The organism is Leisingera methylohalidivorans DSM 14336 (assembly GCF_000511355.1).
Taxonomy (GTDB): domain Bacteria; phylum Pseudomonadota; class Alphaproteobacteria; order Rhodobacterales; family Rhodobacteraceae; genus Leisingera; species Leisingera methylohalidivorans.
In genome coordinates this window covers 2,628,526-2,647,653 of sequence record NC_023135.1, presented here as the reverse complement: position 1 = coordinate 2,647,653, position 19,128 = coordinate 2,628,526, and the positions used below count along the sequence as shown (strand labels likewise).

At 62.4% G+C, this 19,128-nt stretch carries 17 protein-coding genes; 11 read left to right on the top strand and 6 right to left on the bottom strand.

Annotation, left to right across the window (positions count from 1 at the left end):
• Window positions 1-236: 236 nt before the first annotated feature.
• The 5 genes from METH_RS13135 to tldD form a co-directional block, all read right to left on the bottom strand.
• A complete protein-coding gene (locus METH_RS13135; protein WP_024090962.1) occupies window positions 237-866 on the bottom strand; it encodes a 3-oxoacid CoA-transferase subunit B in 630 nt (209 codons plus the stop codon).
• Window positions 866-1,588, bottom strand: a complete 723-nt coding sequence (locus METH_RS13130; protein ID WP_024090961.1) for a CoA transferase subunit A — start codon at window positions 1,586-1,588, stop codon at window positions 866-868. The genes METH_RS13135 and METH_RS13130 overlap by 1 nt, the downstream gene beginning before the upstream one ends.
• Before the next feature lie 435 nt (window positions 1,589-2,023).
• Complete coding sequence (gene topA, locus METH_RS13120; protein WP_024090959.1) at window positions 2,024-4,651, bottom strand: type I DNA topoisomerase; 2,628 nt, start codon at window positions 4,649-4,651, stop codon at window positions 2,024-2,026.
• A gap of 195 nt (window positions 4,652-4,846) precedes the next feature.
• Window positions 4,847-6,028 (bottom strand): DNA-processing protein DprA, encoded by a 1,182-nt coding sequence (gene dprA, locus METH_RS13115; RefSeq protein WP_024090958.1) that lies wholly within the window; start codon window positions 6,026-6,028, stop codon window positions 4,847-4,849.
• Window positions 6,029-6,264: 236 nt separating this feature from the next.
• The gene (gene tldD, locus METH_RS13110) at window positions 6,265-7,686 is read right to left on the bottom strand and encodes a metalloprotease TldD (protein WP_024090957.1); all 1,422 of its coding nucleotides are present in this window, start codon (window positions 7,684-7,686) and stop codon (window positions 6,265-6,267) included.
• Between the two features lie 196 nt (window positions 7,687-7,882).
• Here tldD and coxB point away from each other — a divergent pair, with 196 nt between their 5' ends.
• The 11 genes from coxB to METH_RS13055 all read left to right on the top strand — a co-directional run bounded on the left by coxB (window position 7,883) and on the right by METH_RS13055 (window position 17,867).
• Window positions 7,883-8,728 (top strand): cytochrome c oxidase subunit II, encoded by an 846-nt coding sequence (coxB, locus tag METH_RS13105; RefSeq protein WP_024090956.1) that lies wholly within the window; start codon window positions 7,883-7,885, stop codon window positions 8,726-8,728.
• Between the two features lie 96 nt (window positions 8,729-8,824).
• Complete coding sequence (cyoE, locus tag METH_RS13100) at window positions 8,825-9,766, top strand: heme o synthase (protein ID WP_024090955.1); 942 nt, start codon at window positions 8,825-8,827, stop codon at window positions 9,764-9,766.
• 1 nt (window position 9,767) lies between these two features.
• On the top strand, window positions 9,768-9,932 hold the full coding sequence (locus METH_RS13095; RefSeq protein WP_024090954.1) for a hypothetical protein: 165 nt from the start codon (window positions 9,768-9,770) through the stop codon (window positions 9,930-9,932).
• Window positions 9,932-10,519 (top strand): cytochrome c oxidase assembly protein, encoded by a 588-nt coding sequence (locus METH_RS13090; RefSeq protein ID WP_024090953.1) that lies wholly within the window; start codon window positions 9,932-9,934, stop codon window positions 10,517-10,519. Before METH_RS13095 ends, METH_RS13090 begins: the two co-directional genes overlap by 1 nt.
• 24 nt (window positions 10,520-10,543) lie before the next feature.
• Window positions 10,544-11,353: a cytochrome c oxidase subunit 3 gene (locus METH_RS13085; RefSeq protein ID WP_024090952.1), complete on the top strand. Its 810-nt coding sequence runs from the start codon at window positions 10,544-10,546 to the stop codon at window positions 11,351-11,353.
• A gap of 119 nt (window positions 11,354-11,472) precedes the next feature.
• Window positions 11,473-12,141, top strand: a complete 669-nt coding sequence (locus METH_RS13080) for an SURF1 family protein (protein ID WP_024090951.1) — start codon at window positions 11,473-11,475, stop codon at window positions 12,139-12,141.
• Window positions 12,142-12,153: 12 nt separating this feature from the next.
• Window positions 12,154-13,542: a threonine synthase gene (thrC, locus tag METH_RS13075; RefSeq protein ID WP_024090950.1), complete on the top strand. Its 1,389-nt coding sequence runs from the start codon at window positions 12,154-12,156 to the stop codon at window positions 13,540-13,542.
• Complete coding sequence (locus METH_RS13070; RefSeq protein WP_024090949.1) at window positions 13,539-14,801, top strand: M16 family metallopeptidase; 1,263 nt, start codon at window positions 13,539-13,541, stop codon at window positions 14,799-14,801. Before thrC ends, METH_RS13070 begins: the two co-directional genes overlap by 4 nt.
• Entirely contained in the window at window positions 14,801-15,391 is a 591-nt protein-coding gene (locus METH_RS13065) for a GNAT family N-acetyltransferase (protein ID WP_024090948.1), read from the top strand. Before METH_RS13070 ends, METH_RS13065 begins: the two co-directional genes overlap by 1 nt.
• A gap of 185 nt (window positions 15,392-15,576) precedes the next feature.
• On the top strand, window positions 15,577-16,407 hold the full coding sequence (locus tag METH_RS13060) for an MBL fold metallo-hydrolase (RefSeq protein WP_044008665.1): 831 nt from the start codon (window positions 15,577-15,579) through the stop codon (window positions 16,405-16,407).
• A 41-nt stretch (window positions 16,408-16,448) separates the two neighbouring features.
• Entirely contained in the window at window positions 16,449-17,867 is a 1,419-nt protein-coding gene (locus METH_RS13055; protein WP_024090946.1) for an FAD-binding oxidoreductase, read from the top strand.
• 210 nt (window positions 17,868-18,077) lie between these two features.
• On the opposite strand, the gene METH_RS13050 is transcribed toward METH_RS13055, so the two are convergent.
• Window positions 18,078-18,617: an adenine phosphoribosyltransferase gene (locus METH_RS13050; protein ID WP_024090945.1), complete on the bottom strand. Its 540-nt coding sequence runs from the start codon at window positions 18,615-18,617 to the stop codon at window positions 18,078-18,080.
• Between the last annotated feature and the right edge of the window lie 511 nt (window positions 18,618-19,128).

Below are 19,128 nucleotides of genomic sequence, written 5' to 3'. Positions count from 1 at the left end.
CGGGGGCGGCCGGGAAGCCCTGCGCGCAAGGATTAGGTGCGGAATATTCCTGACCGTCGGACGACCTCGCTGTGGCAGTGGGACGGAGGCCCCGCATCGCCCAAATCATTTCACGCCAATGCAATTCGTAAAAAAAACCTGCCGAGAGGTTTCCCGGCAGGTGCTGTCTCAGTGTCCTGAATCCCGGAATGCGCCGAGGAAACCGGCGGACCCGGTTTGTCCCGTTTGATCCGGGATCAGTTTACCAGGGTGGCCTGGGTCGCGCTGCGCATCTCGTCTTCGCTGACGCCATCTGCGAGTTCGACAATCTTCAGACCGCCGTCCACGACGTCGAGAACGCCCAGGTTGGTAATGATCCGGTCCACCACACCCTTGCCGGTCAGCGGCAGGGTGCAGTCCTTCAGCACCTTACTGTCGCCGTGTTTGTTGGTGTGGTCCATCACCACCACCACGCGGCCGACACCTGCGACCAGATCCATGGCGCCGCCCATTCCCTTGACCAGCTTGCCGGGGATCATCCAGTTTGCCAGATCGCCGTTTTCGGCGACTTCCATCGCGCCCAGGATCGCCATGGCAATCTTGCCGCCGCGGATCATCGCGAACGACTGCGCAGAGTCGAAATAGGCGGTCTGCGGCAGCTCGGTGATGGTCTGCTTGCCGGCATTGATCAGGTCCGCGTCCTCTTCGCCTTCAATGGGGAAGGGGCCCATGCCCAGCATGCCGTTCTCCGACTGCAGGGTCACTTCCACGCCTTCCGGGATGTAGTTGGACACCAGCGTCGGGATACCGATGCCAAGGTTCACATACCAGCCGTCCTGCAGTTCCTGTGCGGCGCGTGCCGCCATCTGATTGCGGTCCCAAGGCATTATGCTTGCTCCTTCTGGCGGACAGTGCGCTGTTCAATGCGTTTCTCGTGCTGGCCTTGAATAATGCGGTGCACATAGATGCCGGGAAGGTGAATCGAATCCGGGTCCAAGGAGCCTGTCGGCACGATTTCTTCGACTTCGGCCACGCAGACTTTGCCGCAGGTGGCGGCAGGCGCATTGAAGTTGCGGGCGGTCTTGCGGAACACCAGGTTGCCGGTCTCATCGGCCTTCCAGGCCTTGACGATGGCGAGATCGGCAAAAATGCCTTCTTCCATGATGTAGTCTTCCATGGCGCCGTCCGGGCCGGTGGCGAACTGCTTTTCAAACTTGCCGTCAGCTATCACGGTGCCGACGCCGGTCTTGGTGAAAAAGCCTGGGATGCCAGCGCCGCCGGCCCGCATCCGCTCGGCCAGGGTGCCCTGCGGGTTGAATTCCAGTTCCAGTTCACCGCTCAGGTACTGGCGCATGAACTCGGCGTTCTCACCCACATAGGACGAGATCATCTTCTTCACCTGCCGGGTCTGCAGCAGGATGCCGATGCCGAAGTCATCGATGCCTGCGTTGTTGGAGGCAAAAGTCAGGTCCTTGGTGCCTGCGTCCTTGATCGCCTGCAGCAGAAGTTCGGGGATGCCGCAGAGGCCGAAGCCCCCGGCGGCGATGAACATGCCGTCGTGAAGCAGCCCGTCGAGCGCTTCAGCAGCGTTGGAATATACCTTCTTCATGGAGTTCTCCCAGTATGCCGGTTGCGGGATTTCTGGCTGCCGGCAGGAGCAGAGTCAATGAATACGGAGAGTGACACGTATTTCTACGGAGGGCAGAGAGGGGAATGCTCCCGCGCCTTCCTGAAGCCATTGCCTGCGGCAAAAACGCCCTGAGGCTTGGGTGTGGCGCCGCTGCGCGGCGCAAATCGGGGCTTGGCTGAGGCGCCTTGAAGGTTCAGGCCTGCCCTTAAAGGGCGTTTGCCGACCTGAACCTGTTCTGCACCATGTCAAGGGCGAGCCGCTGGCACGGCGGCTGCACCGCCCTTGCCCTCTTGCGCAACATGTCCGGCAGCCGCGGGCGCGCCGTGCCAGCGGCGCCGGGCCCAACGGTGAGGGCGCATGCCAATGCGCCTGGAACCGGCGGGAGCGCCCCGCCCAAGCCCATGCCGCCGGGTGTCAGTCTTTTGCCGCGGCCTTCTTCGGCGCGGCTTTTTTCTTGGCTGCGGGCTTTTTGGCTGCGGCTTTCTTCTTGCCGCCCTTTGCGGATTTTTCCGCAATAAGCTCCACCGCCATCTCTATGGTCACGTCCTTGGGTTCGACATCCTTGGGCAGGGTGGCGTTCACCTTCTCCCATTTGACGTAAGGCCCGTAGCGCCCGTCCATGATATTGATGGCACCGCCGCTGTCGGGGTGATCGCCCAATTCCTTCAGCGGCTTGGCGGCGGCGCGGCTGCCGCGGCGGCCCGGGTTGGCGCGTTTTTCTGCCAGCAGTTCCACCGCCCGGTTCATGCCGATTTCAAAGACATCATTGGGGTCCTTGAGGTTGGCGTAAACCGGTTTTTCCTCCTCTGGCATCTGATGCATCAGATAGGGGCCGAAGCGGCCGAAGTTGGAAGAAATCACGCCGCCTTCGGGGTGATCGCCGATCTGGCGCGGCAGGCTGAGCAGGGTCAGCGCCTTCTCCAGGTCCATATCGTCCTTGTTCCAGCCTTTGGGCAGGCTGGCGCGCGGCGGTTTTTTGTTCTCGGGCGTTGCTTCGCCGCGCTGCACATAAGGGCCAAAGCGGCCGGCCTTCAGATGGATTTCATCTTCGCCGTCCATGCCCAGCAGGCGTTCATCGCCATCAGCCCCTTCGCCGGCGATGGGACGGGTGTAGGTGCATTCCGGGTAATTGCCGCAACCGACAAAGCCGCCGGTGCGCGAGGTTTTCAAATGCAGCTGGCCCGCGCCGCATTTGGGGCAGATGCGCGGGTCGCTGCCGTCTTCGCGCGGCGGATAGAGCTGCGGCGCAAGTGCTGCGTCCAGCACGTCCAGCACCTCGGTGATGCGCAGATCGGAGGTTTCCGAAATGGCGGCGGAAAAATCGCGCCAGAACTTGCCCAGCAGGTCCTTGTAGTCGCGCTGTCCTGCGCTGACGTCATCCAGTTCTTCTTCCAGATTGGCGGTGAATTCATAGCCTACGTATTTGCGGAAGAAATTCAGCAGGAATATGGTGACGATCCGGCCTTTGTCTTCGGGGAACAGCCGGTTCTTGTCCTTGCGGACATACTCGCGGTCCTGGATCGTGGTGATGACGGAGGCATAGGTCGAGGGGCGGCCGATGCCCAGCTCTTCCATGCGCTTCACCAGTGTCGCTTCTGTATAGCGCGGCGGCGGCTGGGTGTGGTGCTGCAGCGCCAGCACGGCGCCGTCCTTAGAAAGCACGGATGCCTCTTTGCCGGCCTTGTCAGCCTGGGCCGCCAGCGAAGACGCAAATTTCAGCGCTTCGCCTTCCATGATCTGCGGCAGGCGCTTGTCGTCCTCGTCGGCCACATCATCGCGGCCTTCTTCATACACCCGCATGAAACCGTCAAACAGCATCACCTGTCCGGTGGCGCGCAGCACGACCTGTTTGTCATCCGAGCCGATTTCGACGGTGGTGCGTTCCAGACGGGCACCTTCCATCTGGCACGACAGAGTGCGCTTCCAGATCAGGTCATACAGCTTGCGCTGATCGTCATCCGTGACTTTCAGGCTGGCCGCGTCGCGGCTCATATCCGTCGGGCGGATACATTCGTGCGCTTCCTGGGCGTTCTTCGCCTTGTTCTTATAGATCCGCGGAGAGGACGGCACATATTCTGCGCCGTAACGCGTTTCGATCTCGGCCCGGGCGGCCTGCACCGCCTCTGGCGCCATGTCGATGCCATCGGTCCGCATATAGGTGATGTGGCCGGCTTCATACAGGCGTTGGGCGGCGTTCATGGTCTGGCGCGCGCCCATGCCGAATTTGCGGCTGGCCTCCTGTTGCAGGGTAGAGGTCATGAACGGGGCAGAAGGGTTGCGGGAGGCAGGCTTGGCCTCGACCGACAGCACCGACAGCTGGCGCGATGCCACGGCCTGAACCGCCAGTTCCGCGGCGGTGGAGTTTTTCAGGCTGTATTTGTCCAGCTTGTCGCCGCCCAGCACCGTCAGGCGCGCCTCGAACTCCTGGCCGCGCGGGGTCGCCATCTGTGCCCGCACCGACCAGTATTCCTGCGCGTTGAACGCCTCGATTTCCATCTCGCGCTCGACGATCAGGCGCAGGCAGACGGATTGCACCCGGCCTGCGGAACGCGCGCCCGGCAGCTTGCGCCACAGAACCGGCGACAGGTTGAACCCCACCAGATAGTCCAGCGCGCGGCGGGCGAGATAGGCCTCGACCAGCGGCATGTCGACTTCGCGGGGGTTCTGCATCGCCTCGGTCACCGCTTCCTTGGTGATCGCGTTGAAGGTCACCCGGCTGACCGCGGTGTCCTTCTTGATCGAGCGCCGCTTGGTCAGCGCCTCCTGCAGATGCCAGCTGATCGCCTCGCCCTCGCGGTCGGGGTCGGTGGCGAGAATCAGCGCATTGTCCTCTTTCAGCGCGTCGGCAATCGCCTTGACGTGCTTGCGGGAATCATTGCCGACCTCCCAGGTCATGCCGAAATCGGCTTCGGTATCGACCGAGCCATCCTTGGCCGGCAGGTCGCGCACATGCCCGTAAGACGCCAGAACCGTATAGTTGGAGCCAAGATATTTGTTGATTGTCTTTGCTTTGGCCGGGGATTCGACAACGACTACTGGCATAAATTCTGTACCCTCTTCGGACCGCTTCTGCGGGTTCTATGGCGGGGCAGGATGTGGGGCGCAAGGGGAGATTGTCAATCCAGGCGCAATGAACGCGGCAGGAAACCGGCCGTTTCGGGTGGTATTCCGGTGGTTCACGGCAGCCTGAACCCGCGATCCGGGGAGGACGGCAGGGGCAAGGCGGGACGTGCTGGGTCAGTCTTCATTTTCAGGAAAGGCCTTGGACAGCAGCCCGCCCGGCTGGCGCCGGATCGCGCCTTCAAGCTCCAGATCCGTCAGCGCCGGGGCCAGCTGCTGCGGCGGCAGGGAGAGGTCGCGCAGCAGGTCGGTTTCGGAGGTCGGGGAGGGGCCGAGCCTGCCGAGGATCTGCTGATGCAGGGCATTGGTCTGCGCCCGGCTGCGCCGATCGGGCGGCTGCGGCGGCAGGCCGGCCAAGGCCGGCTGCGGGCTGCCGGCTGCCGGCGTCTTTTCCTGTGGCGGGTCATGCGGCGGCAGCGCCTCCAGCACGTCAGCGGCATTGCGGACCAGCAGGGCGCCGTCGCGGATCAGCCTGTTGCAGCCGGAACTGCGCGCATCAAAGGGATGACCGGGCACCGCCAGTACCTCGCGCCCGTAATCCAGCGCGTCCCGGGCGGTGATCAGGCTGCCGGATTTCGCGGCCGCCTCCACCACCACGACGGCGCGGGACATACCGGCAATGATCCGGTTGCGTTTTGGGAAGTCGCGGGCCTGCGGTGTCTTGCCCATAGGCTGCTCTGACAGGCGCAGCCCGGTTTCGATAATGTCTTCGGCAAGCCGGGTGTTGTCTGCCGGGTAGATCACATCGGCGCCGCCTGCCAGAATAGCAATTGTTCCCGTTTGCAGCGATGACTGATGTGCAGCGCTGTCGATGCCGCGGGCCATGCCGGACACAACGGTATAGCCGGCCTCGCCCAGGTTTTGCGCCAGCGATCTGGCCATGCGCAGCCCCAGCGAAGACGCGTTGCGTGCGCCGACCATGGAAATCATCGGGCGCTGCAACGCCGCAAGGTCGCCAATGGCCCACAGCAGCGGCGGCGCATCTTTCAGGCTGCGGAGAAGTTCAGGGTATTCCGGGTCGTAAAAGCACAAAAGCCGCGCTTTGGCGGCTCTTGCGGTCCTAATTTCAGCGTCTACCGCCTTGGCGGGGCATGTTTCATACCCTTTGATACCTGCGGAACGTGCCACTTCGGGCAACGCATCCAGCGCGTTCTGCGCTGAACCATATTCGGCGAGCAGCCGGTGAAAGGTCACCGGGCCGACCCGCTTAGAGCGCAAAAGGCGAAGCCAGGAAAACCGGGTATCTTCCGTGGTGGGTGGGAGTGGGGGGTGAGTGGAAGAATGTGCTTCTTCGGTCATCCGCAGCTCCGCCTGTTTGCAGGACCAGAATTAACCTTAAGGGGGTTAACAGGTGGTGAACGTCAGAACGTTTTTGGCCAATTTCGCGAAAATTTTCCCGAGACGCCGGGGCAATTGGATAATGGGGATTCATCCAGGGAGCTGGTGGTTGTCCAGACTAAAAACCGGCCCTGAAGTCCTGGCTTCCGGGCCGGTTTTCATTTGTAAAACAGCGTTTTACAGAGAGTTGCGTTACCTCAGGCTGCCGAACCGCCCACCGTCAGGCCACCCATCAGAACCGAGGGCTGGCCGACGCCGACCGGTACCCATTGGCCTGCCTTGCCGCAATTGCCCATGCCCGGGTCAAGCGCCATGTCATTGCCAAGCCCGCGAATCTGCTGCAGCGCGGTAGCGCCGTCGCCGATCAGCGTGGCCCCTTTGACCGGCGCGCCGACCTTGCCGTCCTTCACCCTGTAGGCCTCGGTGCAGGAGAACACGAATTTGCCATTGGTGATGTCCACCTGGCCGCCGCCAAACCCCACTGCCCAGATGCCGTCCTTGATACCTGACACCAGTTCGCCGGGGTCGGCGTCGCCGCCCAGCATATAGGTGTTGGTCATCCGCGGCATCGGCGCATGGGCATAGCTTTGGCGCCGCCCGTTGCCGGTGGGCGCCACTCCCATCAGCCGTGCGTTCTGCCGGTCCTGCATGAAGCCGACCAGCACGCCATTCTCGATCAGCGTGGTTTTCTGGCTGGGCGTGCCTTCGTCATCCACGGTGATAGAGCCTCGCCGGTCGGGGATGGTGCCATCATCCAGCACGGTGACGCCCTTGGCGGCGATCTGCTGCCCCATCAGACCCGCAAAGGCGGAAGACCCCTTGCGGTTGAAGTCTCCCTCCAGCCCGTGGCCGATTGCCTCGTGCAGCAGAATACCGGGCCATCCGGGGCCAAGCACGACATCCATTTCGCCCGCCGGGGCAGGGACCGCATCCAGGTTGACGAGGGCAATCCGCAGCGCCTCTTGCACCTGTGCCTGCCAGTTCTTGGGGTCGACCAGCCCGTCAAGCCCCAGCCGCCCGCCGCCGCCTGCCGAGCCGCTTTCGCGGCGGCCGTCCTTTTCGACGATCACCGACACGTTGAAACGTGCCATCGGGCGGATGTCGCGCACCCGCGCTCCGTCTGCGCGAAGGATCTCCACTTCTTGCAGCGAGGCGGCCAAAGACGCGGAAACCTGCACCACGCGCTGATCCAGATCGCGCGCATAGGCGTCAACCTCGCGCAGCGTCTCCACCTTCACCGGAAACGGCATGGCGCTGATCGGATCGGCATCGGTGTAGAGTTTGGCGTTGGTCGCCTGGGGGGCATCCGAATAGGTGCCGCCGCCGCTTCCCACCGCCAGCTTGGCGGTCTCTGCCGCCCGCTTCAGCGACCCGATGGAGACATCGGTGGAATGCGCATACCCTGCCACATCCCCGTTCACCGCCCGCAGGCCAAAGCCTTCGGAGGCATCATAGCTGGCGCTGCGCAGCCGCCCGTCATCAAAGGACAGCGCTTCGGACTTTCGGCGTTCTGCAAAAATCTCCCCGTCCTCCGCACCATTCAGCGCGTCGCGCAGGCAGGCGAGGGCCTCATCCTCGGGGAGCGCGGTTTCAAACGGGCGAAAGGCGGGGGTTTCCATAGCACGGTCCTCGGATTTTTTTGATCTAAATCAAGAAAGCGACGGTTTGACGCTTGCCTGCCTCTTTATCTGTACGCCTGAATATGATTTTAAGCGGCGTCAAAGACAACGGGGCAGGTGCGTTTTGTGGGAATCAATGATTCCCCCGCATTCGTGCTGCCGCAGGAACAATGCGATCAAACGATCAGGACAGAACATGAAAAACGCTTTGATGCTTTCGGGCCTTTTCGCCGGCCTTTCAAGCCTTCCAGCAATGGCGCAAGAAGGTCTGAAAACCATTGGCAAGCCGGTTAACGGCGGCCTGAACTTCCAGCCGGCGGCGACCTCGCTGGCGGATGGCCTGCAGAAACTGGATTACATGATCCTGGTGATCATCACCGTGATCTGTGTTTTTGTTGCTGGTCTGATGGTCTACGCCATTGTCCGCTTCAACAAGCGGGCCAATCCGACACCGGCCAAGTTCACCCACCACACCCCGGTTGAGATCGCCTGGACCATTGTCCCGATCCTGGTTCTGGTATTCATCGGTTCCTTCTCGCTGCCGCAGCTGTTTGCCCAGCAGGAAATCCCCAAGGCCGACCTCACCATCAAGGTGACCGGTTACCAGTGGTACTGGGGCTATGAATACACCGACCACGAATTCGGTTTCGAGAGCTTCCTGCTGCCCAAGGACCAGCTGGCTGCAAACGGTTATGCCGAAGACGAATGGCTGCTGGCCACCGATACTGCCGTTGTGGTGCCCTCGGGCAAGACCGTTGTGATGCAGGTGACGGCGGCTGATGTGATCCACTCTTGGACCATTCCGGCCTTCGGCGTGAAACAGGACGCGGTTCCCGGCCGTCTGGCAGAGCTGTGGTTCAACGTTGAGGAAGGCAAAGAGGGCGTCTACTTCGGCCAGTGCTCCGAGCTGTGCGGCAAGGATCACGCCTATATGCCGATCACTGTCAAGGTTGTGACCCAGGCTGAATACGACGCCTGGCTGGAAGGCGCCAAGGAAGAATATGCGGGCCTCCCGCAGGCCTACCAGGTCGCCTCCAACTGAGAACTGGCCATACGGAGCTTGAGGGGGTTTCGTATGGTATAGTCAAAAGATCAGGGTGCGCAGCGTTGCGCACCTGCTGCCGCCAAAGGACTGAAGATGAGCGACGCAAGCATCAACGCAAGCCGGGCATATGAGGACGAGGCCAGTTTTGGCGATTATTTCGCCCTGCTGAAGCCCCGTGTCATGTCGCTGGTGGTGTTCACGGCTCTGGTCGGGCTGCTGGCGGCCCCGGTTGGTGTGCACCCTGTCATCGGCTTCTGTGCCATCCTGTTTATCGCCATCGGCGGCGGTGCGTCCGGGGCGCTCAACATGTGGTGGGACGCTGACATCGACAAGGTGATGAAGCGCACCAAGGGCCGCCCGATCCCCGCTGGCAAGGTCGAGCCGGGCGAGGCACTGGCATTGGGACTGGCGCTGTCGGGCCTGTCGGTGATCATGCTGGCGCTGGCCGCCAACGTCTTTGCCGGGGCGTTCCTAGCCTTCACCATATTCTTTTATGTGGTGGTCTACACCATGTGGCTGAAGCGGGCGACGCCGCAGAATATCGTGATCGGCGGTGCAGCGGGGGCCTTCCCGCCGGTGATCGGATGGATTGCCGCCACCGGCACCATGTCGGTGGAACCCTGGCTGATGTTCCTGCTCACCTTCATGTGGACCCCGCCGCATTTCTGGGCACTGGCGCTGTTTATGCGGTCGGACTATGACGATGCCGGCGTGCCGATGCTGACCGTGACTCACGGCCGCCGCGCCACCCGTGTCCATATTCTGGTTTACACTGTCCTGCTGGCGCTTCTGGCCATTGGCACTGCCTTCTCCGGCATCGGCGGCCCGTTTTATCTGGCAGCAGCGCTGGTAATGAACGCGCTGTTCCTGCACGGCGCCTGGAAAATCACCCGCCGCAATGAAGACGACTCGGAAGGCGACAACTTCAAGGTGGAGCGCAGCTTCTTCAAACTGTCGCTGCTTTATCTGTTCCTGCATTTCGGTGCGATCCTGGCTGAAGCATTGCTGAAGCCCTACGGCCTGGGAGGCTGGTAAGATGGCTCTGCGCAAGGAACACGAGCTGCACAAGCGGCGCTCCGGCCTGAACAAGGGCGTGGGAATCCTTCTCGCTGCATTTGTGGTGCTGGTCATGGCGCTGACCATGGTCAAGGTAACCTCGGCCACTTTTAAATTCCCGGACGCCCAGGGAGAGCAGAACTGATGGCGTTGCAGGGACCGCAGAAAACCGTTGTCCAGCTGGTGGGCGTGGTTGTCCTGATGGGCGGCCTGTCCTGGGCGTCGGTGCCGTTTTACGACTGGTTCTGCCGGGTGACCGGCTTTGGCGGTGTCACACAAGTGGCCAATGCCGGCTCTGACACCATTCTGGACCAGACCATCACCGTCCGTTTCGATGGCTCCAAACAGCGCGGCATGCCGTGGGAATTCAAACCGTCGCAGCGCGAGATGGAAATCAAGCTGGGCGAAACCGGACTGGCCTTCTATGAGGCCTACAATCCGACCGACCGCCCCGTTGCCGGTCAGGCGTCCTACAACGTGACGCCCTATCAGGCCGGGTACTTCTTTGAGAAAATCGACTGTTTCTGCTTTACCGAGCAGGTGCTTCAGCCGGGGGAGCGGGTGCAGATGCCCGTGACCTTCTACGTCGACCCGGAAATCATCGACGACCGGGACGCAAAATACGTGCATACGATCACGCTTTCGTACACGTTTCATGAAATCGATCTGCCCGAGGGTTACGCAGCCCTCGACACCGGGGATAACACCGGGGCAGGCGCAACCACGAACTAGGCCGCTTTGGTGAGGGACACTTGAATGGCGCACGCTAAAAATCACGATTATCATATTCTGCCGCCGTCGATCTGGCCGCTGGCTTCTGCTTTGGGCACTTTCGTCATGCTGGTTGGCGCGGTCTTCTGGATGAAGGGCGTCACTGCCTGGGCGTTCTGGATCGGCCTGGTGGCCGTTCTCTACTCCGCCTTTGCTTGGTGGTCCGAAGTTGTCGCCGAAAGCAAGGTCGGCGATCACACCACTGTTGTGCGCATCGGTCTGCGCTACGGCTTCATCCTGTTTGTGATGTCCGAGGTGATGTTCTTCTTCGCCTGGTTCTGGTCGTTCTTCAAACACGCCATCTACCCGATGGAGACCTATTTCGGCACTGAATACGTGGCGCCGGATATCCTGCCGGTCGACCCGTTCCACCTGCCGCTGATCAACACTCTGATCCTGCTGCTGTCGGGCTGTGCGGTGACCTGGGCGCACCACGCGCTGGTCCACAACAACGACCGCAAGGCGCTGATCCAGGGCCTGTCCATCGGCATCCTCTTCGGCATCGCCTTCACCTTCCTGCAGGGCTACGAATACGTCCACCTGCTGCACGAAGGATGGCAGTTCGGCGGCGATGAGTTCTACTCCAACTTCTTCATGGCAACCGGTTTCCACGGTTTCCACGTAGTGATCGGCACCATCTTCCTGACGGTCTGCCTGATCCGGGCGATGAAGGGCGACTTCACACCAGAACAGCACGTCGGCTTCGAGGCTGCGGCCTGGTACTGGCACTTCGTGGACGTCGTTTGGCTGTTCCTGTTTGTCGCCGTCTACATCTGGGGCACTTCCGGCCTGTAACGGGCGGTTTGTAATGGTTACATGTTTGCGGTTCCAAAAACCGCAGACAGACCTTAATGAGCAAGGCGCGCGGAGCAGCAAGCTCTGCGCGCCTTTACTGTTGAAGCGGAGCGGCCCGGATGCGGCATGTCGGTTTTTTGGTGGTGGTCAGCGGGCTGGGCATCGCGATCCTGCTGGGCCTTGGAACCTGGCAGCTGCAGCGGTTGACGTGGAAAGAACAGGTCATCGAAGACATTCTTTCCCGTTTGGCCGGGTTGCCTGAGCCCCTGCCTGAGGCCCCCAACGCGGCAGAGCATAAATACCAAGCCGTGGATCTGTTCGGGGCCGTATCCGGCCCGGAACTGCACGTACTGGTCAGCTCCAAGGAAACCGGCGCTGGCTTCCGGGTCATTCAGGCCCTGACGGAAGAAAAGACAGGCCGCCGTATTCTGCTGGAACGCGGTTTCGTGACCGAGACCGAGAAGGACGTGCGGCGCAGCACCGGTCCGGTCCATGTCGCCGGAAACCTGCACTGGCCGGTTGAGCGCGACAGTTTCACTCCGCAGAATGATCCGGCCGAAAATTTCTGGTACGCACGCGATGTGGCCGAGATGGCCGCCGTTTTGGAGACAGAGCCGGTCCTGGTGATTTCCCGCGAGCCTGTCGGGAAAAATGTCCAGCCGATGGGGATCAGCACCGCCGCCATCCCCAACAACCACTTGCAATATGCGATCACCTGGTTTTCGCTGGCCTTCATCTGGGCTGCGATGACTGTCTATTTCCTGCGGCGCGACCGCGCCAATTCCTAGAGAGCCAAGGCGATGAAATATATCTCGACCCGGGGCCAAGCGCCCGAGCTGACCTTTGAAGACGCGATGCTGACCGGGCTTGCCCGTGACGGCGGTCTTTATGTGCCAGCCGAAATTCCGCAGATGTCCCAGGGTGACATCGCCGCACTGGCCGGTCTCTCCTATGAGGAAACTGCCTTTCGCGTGATGCGCCCCTTCCTTGGTGATTGCTTCACTGACGAAGAATTCCGCGGTATCATCGCCCGCGCCTATCAGGGCTTCGGCCATGCGGCCCGCGCACCGCTGAAACAGCTGGCGCCCAATCATTTCCTGCTGGAGCTGTTCCACGGCCCGACGCTGGCGTTTAAGGACTTCGCTATGCAGCTGATCGGCCAGCTGTTCCAGACCGCACTTGAGCGCCGCGGCGACCGGGTGACCATTGCAGGCGCCACCTCCGGCGATACCGGTTCGGCGGCAATGGAAGCTTTCCGCGGCCTCAGCAATGTGGATGTGTTCATTCTCTACCCGCATGGCCGTGTCTCCGAGGTGCAGCGCCGCCAGATGACCACGCCGCAGGACGCCAACGTGCACGCGCTGGCCGTCGATGGCGATTTCGATGACTGCCAGGCCCGCGTGAAGGACATGTTCAACGACTTCGATTTCCGCGATGGCGTGAAGCTGGCGGGCGTGAATTCGATCAACATCGCCCGGGTGCTGGCGCAGGTGGTCTACTATTTCTCTGCCGCCGTTTCGCTGGGCGCGCCGGGCCGCAAGGTGAGTTTCACCGTCCCCACTGGCAACTTCGGCGACATCTTCGCAGGCTTCATCGCCAAGCAGATGGGCCTGCCCATCGACCAGCTGGTGGTCGCCACCAACCAGAACGACATCCTGCACCGCTGCCTGTCGGGGCAGGGGTATTACAAGGGCGACACCGCGCCCTCGATCAGCCCGTCGATGGACATTCAGGTATCCTCGAATTTTGAGCGCGCGCTGTTCTACGCTTACGGCCAGGACAGCGGCGCCGTGGCCCAGCTGATGGATGAGCTTAAGACCGGCGGCTTTGACGTCTCCCAAGGCGCGATGCAGGCGCTGAGCGAGACCTACGTCTCGGGCCGCACTTCCGAAGAAGAAACGCTGGCGACCATCAAATCCGAACTGGCCGCCTCGGGTGAGCTGCTGTGCCCGCACGGCGCCGTGGCTGTGAAGGTTGCCAATGAGCACCGCACAGCAGAGGTGCCGATGATCACACTGGCCACCGCGCATCCGGCAAAATTCCCGGCGGCGGTTGAAGATGCAAGCGGCATCCATCCGCCTCTTCCCCCGCGCATGGACGATCTGTATGACAGGCCGGAACGGGTAACGCGGATCGCCAATGATCTCGCCGCCCTCGAGGATCACATCAGAAAGAACATCGCGAATTGACAGTTCAGCAGCACACACTCGCCAATGGGTTCCGCATCGTCTCCGAGGATATGCCGGGGCTGGAATCCGCGGCGGTCGGGATCTGGGTCAACGCCGGCGGCCGCCACGAGCGGTTGGAGCAGAACGGTATTGCCCATTTCCTGGAGCACATGGCCTTCAAGGGCACGAAGATCCGCACGGCCCTGCAAATTGCCGAAGAGATCGAGGATGTCGGCGGCTATATCAACGCCTACACCTCGCGGGAGGTGACGGCGTACTACGCCCGTGTGCTGAAGAACGACGTGCCGCTGGCGGTGGATGTGATCGGGGACATCCTGCTGAACCCGGTGTTCGATCAGCGCGAGATCGAGGTCGAACGCGGGGTGATCCTGCAGGAAATCGGCCAATCGCTGGATACGCCGGATGACGTAATCTTTGACTGGCTTCAGGAAGAAAGCTACCGCGGCCAGCCCTTGGGCCGGACTATCCTTGGCCCGGCAGAGCGCGTCAGCAGCTTCAGCCGAGAAGACCTGCAAGGTTTCGTGGCGGAACATTACGGCCCTGGCCAGATGATTCTGGCTGCGGCCGGGGGTGTCGATCACGATGTCCTGGTGAAGCTCGCCGAGCAGATGTTTGGCCATATGGCACCAAAGCCCGAGTTCAACGCCGAAGGCGCGCGGTTCACCGGCGGCGAGGCGCGGCAGGTCAAAGACCTGGAACAGGCGCATTTTGCGCTGGCGTTCGAAGGCCCCAGCTATCGAGACCAGTCCATGTACACCTCGCAGATCTATGCCAGTGCGCTTGGCGGCGGCATGTCATCTCGGCTGTTCCAGGAGGTGCGCGAGAAACGCGGTCTGTGCTACTCGATCTTTGCGCAGGCCGGGTCTTATGCCGATACCGGCGCGCTGACGGTTTACGCCGGCACCTCCGGCGAGCAGCTGGAAGAGCTGGCGGGCATCACCATCGACGAGATGAAACGCGCCGCGGACGACATGACTGAGGCCGAAGTGGAGCGCGCCCGCGCCCAGATGAAAGCCGGGATGCTGATGGGGCTGGAAAGCCCGTCGAACCGGGCTGAACGTCTGGCCCGCCTGGTGCAGATCTGGGGCAAGGTGCCGTCGCTGGAACACACGGTTGAACGGATCGAAGCCGTGACCACCGGCGACGTGCGCGGCATGGCTGAGGAAATGGCGGTTTCCGCCCCGGCGGCTCTTGCGCTCTATGGCCCGGTGGCCGACGCCCCGGCGCTGGAAAGGCTGCAGGAGAGGCGCGCCGCCTGATGCTGCTGAACCGCCGCAAGGTCCGCATTGAAACCGAGCGCCTGACCCTCAGGCCGCCGGTGCATGCGGATTTTCACGGCTGGGCAGCTTTGCGATTGCAGAGCCAGCCGTATCTGACGCCTTGGGAACCCAGCTGGGCGGCGGACCACCTCAGCCGCAAAAGCTTTACCAACAGGATCTATTGGGCCCGCCGGTCAGTGGCCGGGGAGACGGCTTTGCCGCTGTTCCTGATCCGGCGGGCCGACAATATGCTGGTGGGCGCGATCACGCTGGACAACATCCGCCGCGGCCCGGCGCAGGCGGGAACACTGGGGTACTGGACCGGCTTGCCCTTTGCCCGCCACGGCTACATGCGCGAAGCGATCGGCGCGGTGGTGCATCACGCCTTCAGCAAGCTGGATCTCAGCCGGATCGAGGCCGCCTGCCTGCCGGAAAACCAGGCATCCCGCGGGCTGCTGGAGAAATCCGGCTTTAAATACGAGGGCGTTGCCCAGTCCTATTTGCAGATCAACGGCCGCTGGCGGACCCATGTGCTGTATGCTTCGCTGCGGCACGACCGGCGCGGCAAGACACTGACCGGACAGGCCTGATCACAGCCACGCGGGCTCCCCGGGAATAGCTGCCGGTCGCTGGTGGGCAGTAAATGCACCGCTGTCGTGAAGCCCGGCCCGGTTGCAAGACAGAAATTTCAATTCTGCCGCTGCATTGGGCGCTATGTGTGCAAATGATTCTCTTCGGGGCTGACGAACCGCAGCAGCGCCCTATAACCACTCCTATGCGCGTTTTGCCCGCCCTTGCTTGCGCCTTGGTGCTTTCCGGAGCTGCCGCCGCTCAAGTTCAGGAGCGGCGTGCAAGCCACTGCATCGCACTGGCCCAGGACACGCCCGGCCTCGAGTACCTGCACAAAGCCGATTGGCAGGACCCGGTTGCGCAGGATAGCGTGCAGATCCGCTATATCGCGCATGCCTCCTTCCTGCTGCGCACCGAAGGCGGGTTGAATGTGGTCACCGATTTTACCGGCTTCACCGGCGCCGCGCCGCTGATCCCGGATGTGGTCACCATGAACCACGCGCATGAAACCCACTGGACCGCGCACCCCGATCCAGCCATTCCCCATGTGCTGCGGGGCTGGGGGCCGCGCGGGAGCGGGGCAGAACACCACCTGGATCTTGGCGAAATGCTGATCCGCAATGTATCAACCGACATCCGCAACATGTTCGGAGGCGTGGTGGCGCAAGGCAACTCGATCTTTGTTTTCGAAGCGGCCGGCCTTTGCATCGGCCATTTGGGCCATCTCCACCACGTGCCGACGCCGGAACAGTTCGCGGCGCTGGGGCGGCTTGATGTTGTGATGGCCGCTGTGGATGGCGGCATAACCCTGCCGCTGGACCAGATGCTGGAAGTTCTGGGGCGGCTGCGTTCCTCAGTCATTATCCCGATGCATTGGTTCAGCGGCGCGTCATTGCAGCAGTTCCTGGCCCGGACCGGCCCAGAGTTTGATGTGGTGAATGAAGGCAACAATACGCTGACGGTGTCGCTGCGCAGCCTGCCCAGCCGCCCGACGATCCATGTGCTGCAGCCGAAGTACCTGCTGCAAGAAGAGTGACCTGCCTTGCCAGCCAGAGCGGCTTCCGGCATGGATGAGACATGAGCTTGAACCCCGCTGATACTGCCTTTGCCACCCGTCTTTCGAACCAGTTGCCCGAAGGCGTGCTGCGGCCGCCAGAGCCGCGGTATCTGGAGGAACCGCGCGGCCGCTACCGGGGACAGGCAGGGGTTCTGGCCTTGCCGCAGACAGTGGAGCATGTCTCGGTCCTGATCCGCGAGGCCAATGCTGCCCGGGTGCCGGTTGTGCCCTATGGCGGCGGCACCGGCCTGGTCGGCGGCCAGGTAATGCCGGACGGTCCGGCGCCGCTGGTGCTGTCTCTGGAGCGGATGACGGCAATCCGCTCGGTCTTCCCGCAGGAAAATGTCCTGATTGCCGAAGCAGGTGCGATTCTGGCGGATATCCAGACAGCCGCGCAGGGGGCAGGGCGGCTGTTTCCCTTGTCCCTGGCGGCAGAAGGGTCGGCCCGGATCGGCGGCAACCTTTCGACCAATGCGGGCGGCGTCAACGTGCTGCGCTACGGCAATGCGCGCGACCTCTGCCTGGGGCTGGAAGCGGTGCTGCCCACGGGCGAAATCTGGCAAGGGCTGTCCCGTTTGCGTAAAGACAACACCGGTTATGACCTGAAGAATCTGCTGATCGGGGCCGAGGGCACGCTGGGGGTGATCACTGCCGCCGCGCTGAAGCTGTCACCGATACCAGTCAGCCAAGGAACAGCGTTTTTCACGGTAAAGGACCCCGCCGCTGCCATTGCGCTGCTGGCGCTGGCCCGTGACCACGCAGGCGAAGCGGTCAGTGCTTTCGAGCTGATCCACCGGCAGGGGCTGGACTTCCTGTCGGACTGCTTGCCGCAGATCCGCCAGCCTTTTGCCGAAGCGCCGGAATGGAGCGTGCTGATCGAGCTGGGCCTGCCGCGCGGGCTTGACCCGGAAGAGACACTGGCAGAGCTGTTCGAAGCCGCAGCGGCAGCAGGGCTGGCAGGCGATGGCGTGATTGCCCAATCCGGCTCTCAGCGGCAGGCCCTGTGGGCGGTGCGGGAAAACATCCCCGCGGCCAACAAGGCAATCGGATCCGTTTCCAGCCACGACATCTCTGTGCCGGTCTCGGATATTCCTGCCTTCATCGAACGGGGCAGCGAGGTTGTTGCAGGCCTGGGCGACTTCCGCATTAACTGCTTCGGCCACCTGGGAGATGGGAACTTGCATTACAATGTGTTCCCGTCAAAGGGCCACATGCGGGAAGAGTACAATCACCTGCGCGGTGCCGTGAAGGAAGCCGTGCATGATCTGGTTCACGCCTTTGGCGGCTCTTTCAGCGCGGAGCATGGTGTAGGGCGGATGAAGACCGGCGACCTGGAGCGTTACGGCGATCCAGTCAGGCTGGCAGCGATGCGGGCGATCAAACTGGCACTGGACCCCAATGGCATCATGAACCCGGGGGCGGTGCTGAAGACGGGCTGATCAATCTGAAAAAAAAGGGGGCTCCCGCACCCGCGGCTGCCCGGTTGCGCCGGACCGCCTGGCGGCTTTGGGCGCGGCGCCGCGCATCCACGCGGCGTGCCCTTTCAGGCCCGTTAGGGCCGGAAAGGGCTATGCCCAACGGGAAGAGCCATTCGAAAGACTGGCGTTTGACCGGCGGGAGACCCGGCCCGGACACTGTCTGACCAGTGCTCAGAGGCCGTCGAACTCGCACAGCACATGCACATCCATGCCCATGCTTTCCAGCAGTTTCCGGCCGCCCAGTTCCGGCAGATCAACGATAAAGGAGCAGGACACGATCTCGCCGCCCAGCCGCTCGATCAGCTTGATGCCCGCACCCGCTGTGCCGCCGGTGGCCAAGAGGTCATCCACCACCAGGATCTTCTCGCCCGGATTGATTGCATCGTCATGGATTTCGACAATCGCTTCGCCGTATTCCAGCTTGTACTCTTGGCTGATGGTGGTGCCGGGCAGCTTGCCTTTCTTGCGGATCGGCACAAAACCGACGCTCAGCTGGTGCGCAATCGCGCCGCCCAGGATAAAGCCGCGCGCTTCAAGTCCCACGACCTTGTCGATCTGCTCACCGGCATAGGGGTGCAGCATCTGGTCGATCGCCATGCGGAAGCCGCGCGGATCGGCAAACAATGTGGTTACATCGCGGAACATGATCCCTTCGTGCGGGAAGTCGACGATGGTGCGGATGTAATCCTTTACGGCGGGCTTATTGGGCATCGGATTGGCTCCCCTTGGCGCAACTGAGACAGCAGCCCGGCTGCGCCGCCGGGCCACCGGCGGTTTGGCGGATGCAGCGCTGTCATGCAAGGGGGAACCGTGAGCCTGCGGTTCAGGGATGCCGCCGAATGCCAGTCGGGGCTGGGTTGGAAAAGGGGCGGCGGCGCGGCGTGAAGACAGCAGGAGAAGCAGGGGCCCCATCGCACCAGTGCCTCCGGGGTCCGCGTTCTGCTCAAGTATTCCAGACCCGGACCAGCACCGTCGACTGGGCGCAGAAACCAAGGCTGTAGCCGGCGATATGAGAGGTGCTGAGCGAACCGTCCATCTGGCCCAATGTTTCCAGCGTGCCCAACCCGGCAGGATATGGGCAGCATTAAGGCTCAGCGCCTGCAGCCCAGGCGCCGTTGGCCATTCCCCAAGATCCGCCATGTCCAGCGCCGCCGCCAGGCCTCCCAGAGCGCCGGTGAAAAGCGATACGGCGCCTGTGCCCGGGGTCGCCTGTGCTGCAATG

Coding starts and splice junctions, on each gene's coding strand:
- tldD (WP_024090957.1), bottom strand. CDS start 7,686: ATGGAAACCCCCGCCTTTCGCCCGTTTGAAACCGCGCTCCCCGAGGAT.
- METH_RS13060 (WP_044008665.1), top strand. CDS start 15,577: ATGCGCGTTTTGCCCGCCCTTGCTTGCGCCTTGGTGCTTTCCGGAGCT.
- METH_RS13055 (WP_024090946.1), top strand. CDS start 16,449: ATGAGCTTGAACCCCGCTGATACTGCCTTTGCCACCCGTCTTTCGAAC.
- METH_RS13085 (WP_024090952.1), top strand. CDS start 10,544: ATGGCGCACGCTAAAAATCACGATTATCATATTCTGCCGCCGTCGATC.
- topA (WP_024090959.1), bottom strand. CDS start 4,651: ATGCCAGTAGTCGTTGTCGAATCCCCGGCCAAAGCAAAGACAATCAAC.
- dprA (WP_024090958.1), bottom strand. CDS start 6,028: ATGACCGAAGAAGCACATTCTTCCACTCACCCCCCACTCCCACCCACC.
- METH_RS13095 (WP_024090954.1), top strand. CDS start 9,768: ATGGCTCTGCGCAAGGAACACGAGCTGCACAAGCGGCGCTCCGGCCTG.
- coxB (WP_024090956.1), top strand. CDS start 7,883: ATGAAAAACGCTTTGATGCTTTCGGGCCTTTTCGCCGGCCTTTCAAGC.
- METH_RS13050 (WP_024090945.1), bottom strand. CDS start 18,617: ATGCCCAATAAGCCCGCCGTAAAGGATTACATCCGCACCATCGTCGAC.
- METH_RS13080 (WP_024090951.1), top strand. CDS start 11,473: ATGCGGCATGTCGGTTTTTTGGTGGTGGTCAGCGGGCTGGGCATCGCG.
- METH_RS13130 (WP_024090961.1), bottom strand. CDS start 1,588: ATGAAGAAGGTATATTCCAACGCTGCTGAAGCGCTCGACGGGCTGCTT.
- METH_RS13065 (WP_024090948.1), top strand. CDS start 14,801: ATGCTGCTGAACCGCCGCAAGGTCCGCATTGAAACCGAGCGCCTGACC.
- METH_RS13135 (WP_024090962.1), bottom strand. CDS start 866: ATGCCTTGGGACCGCAATCAGATGGCGGCACGCGCCGCACAGGAACTG.
- thrC (WP_024090950.1), top strand. CDS start 12,154: ATGAAATATATCTCGACCCGGGGCCAAGCGCCCGAGCTGACCTTTGAA.
- cyoE (WP_024090955.1), top strand. CDS start 8,825: ATGAGCGACGCAAGCATCAACGCAAGCCGGGCATATGAGGACGAGGCC.
- METH_RS13090 (WP_024090953.1), top strand. CDS start 9,932: ATGGCGTTGCAGGGACCGCAGAAAACCGTTGTCCAGCTGGTGGGCGTG.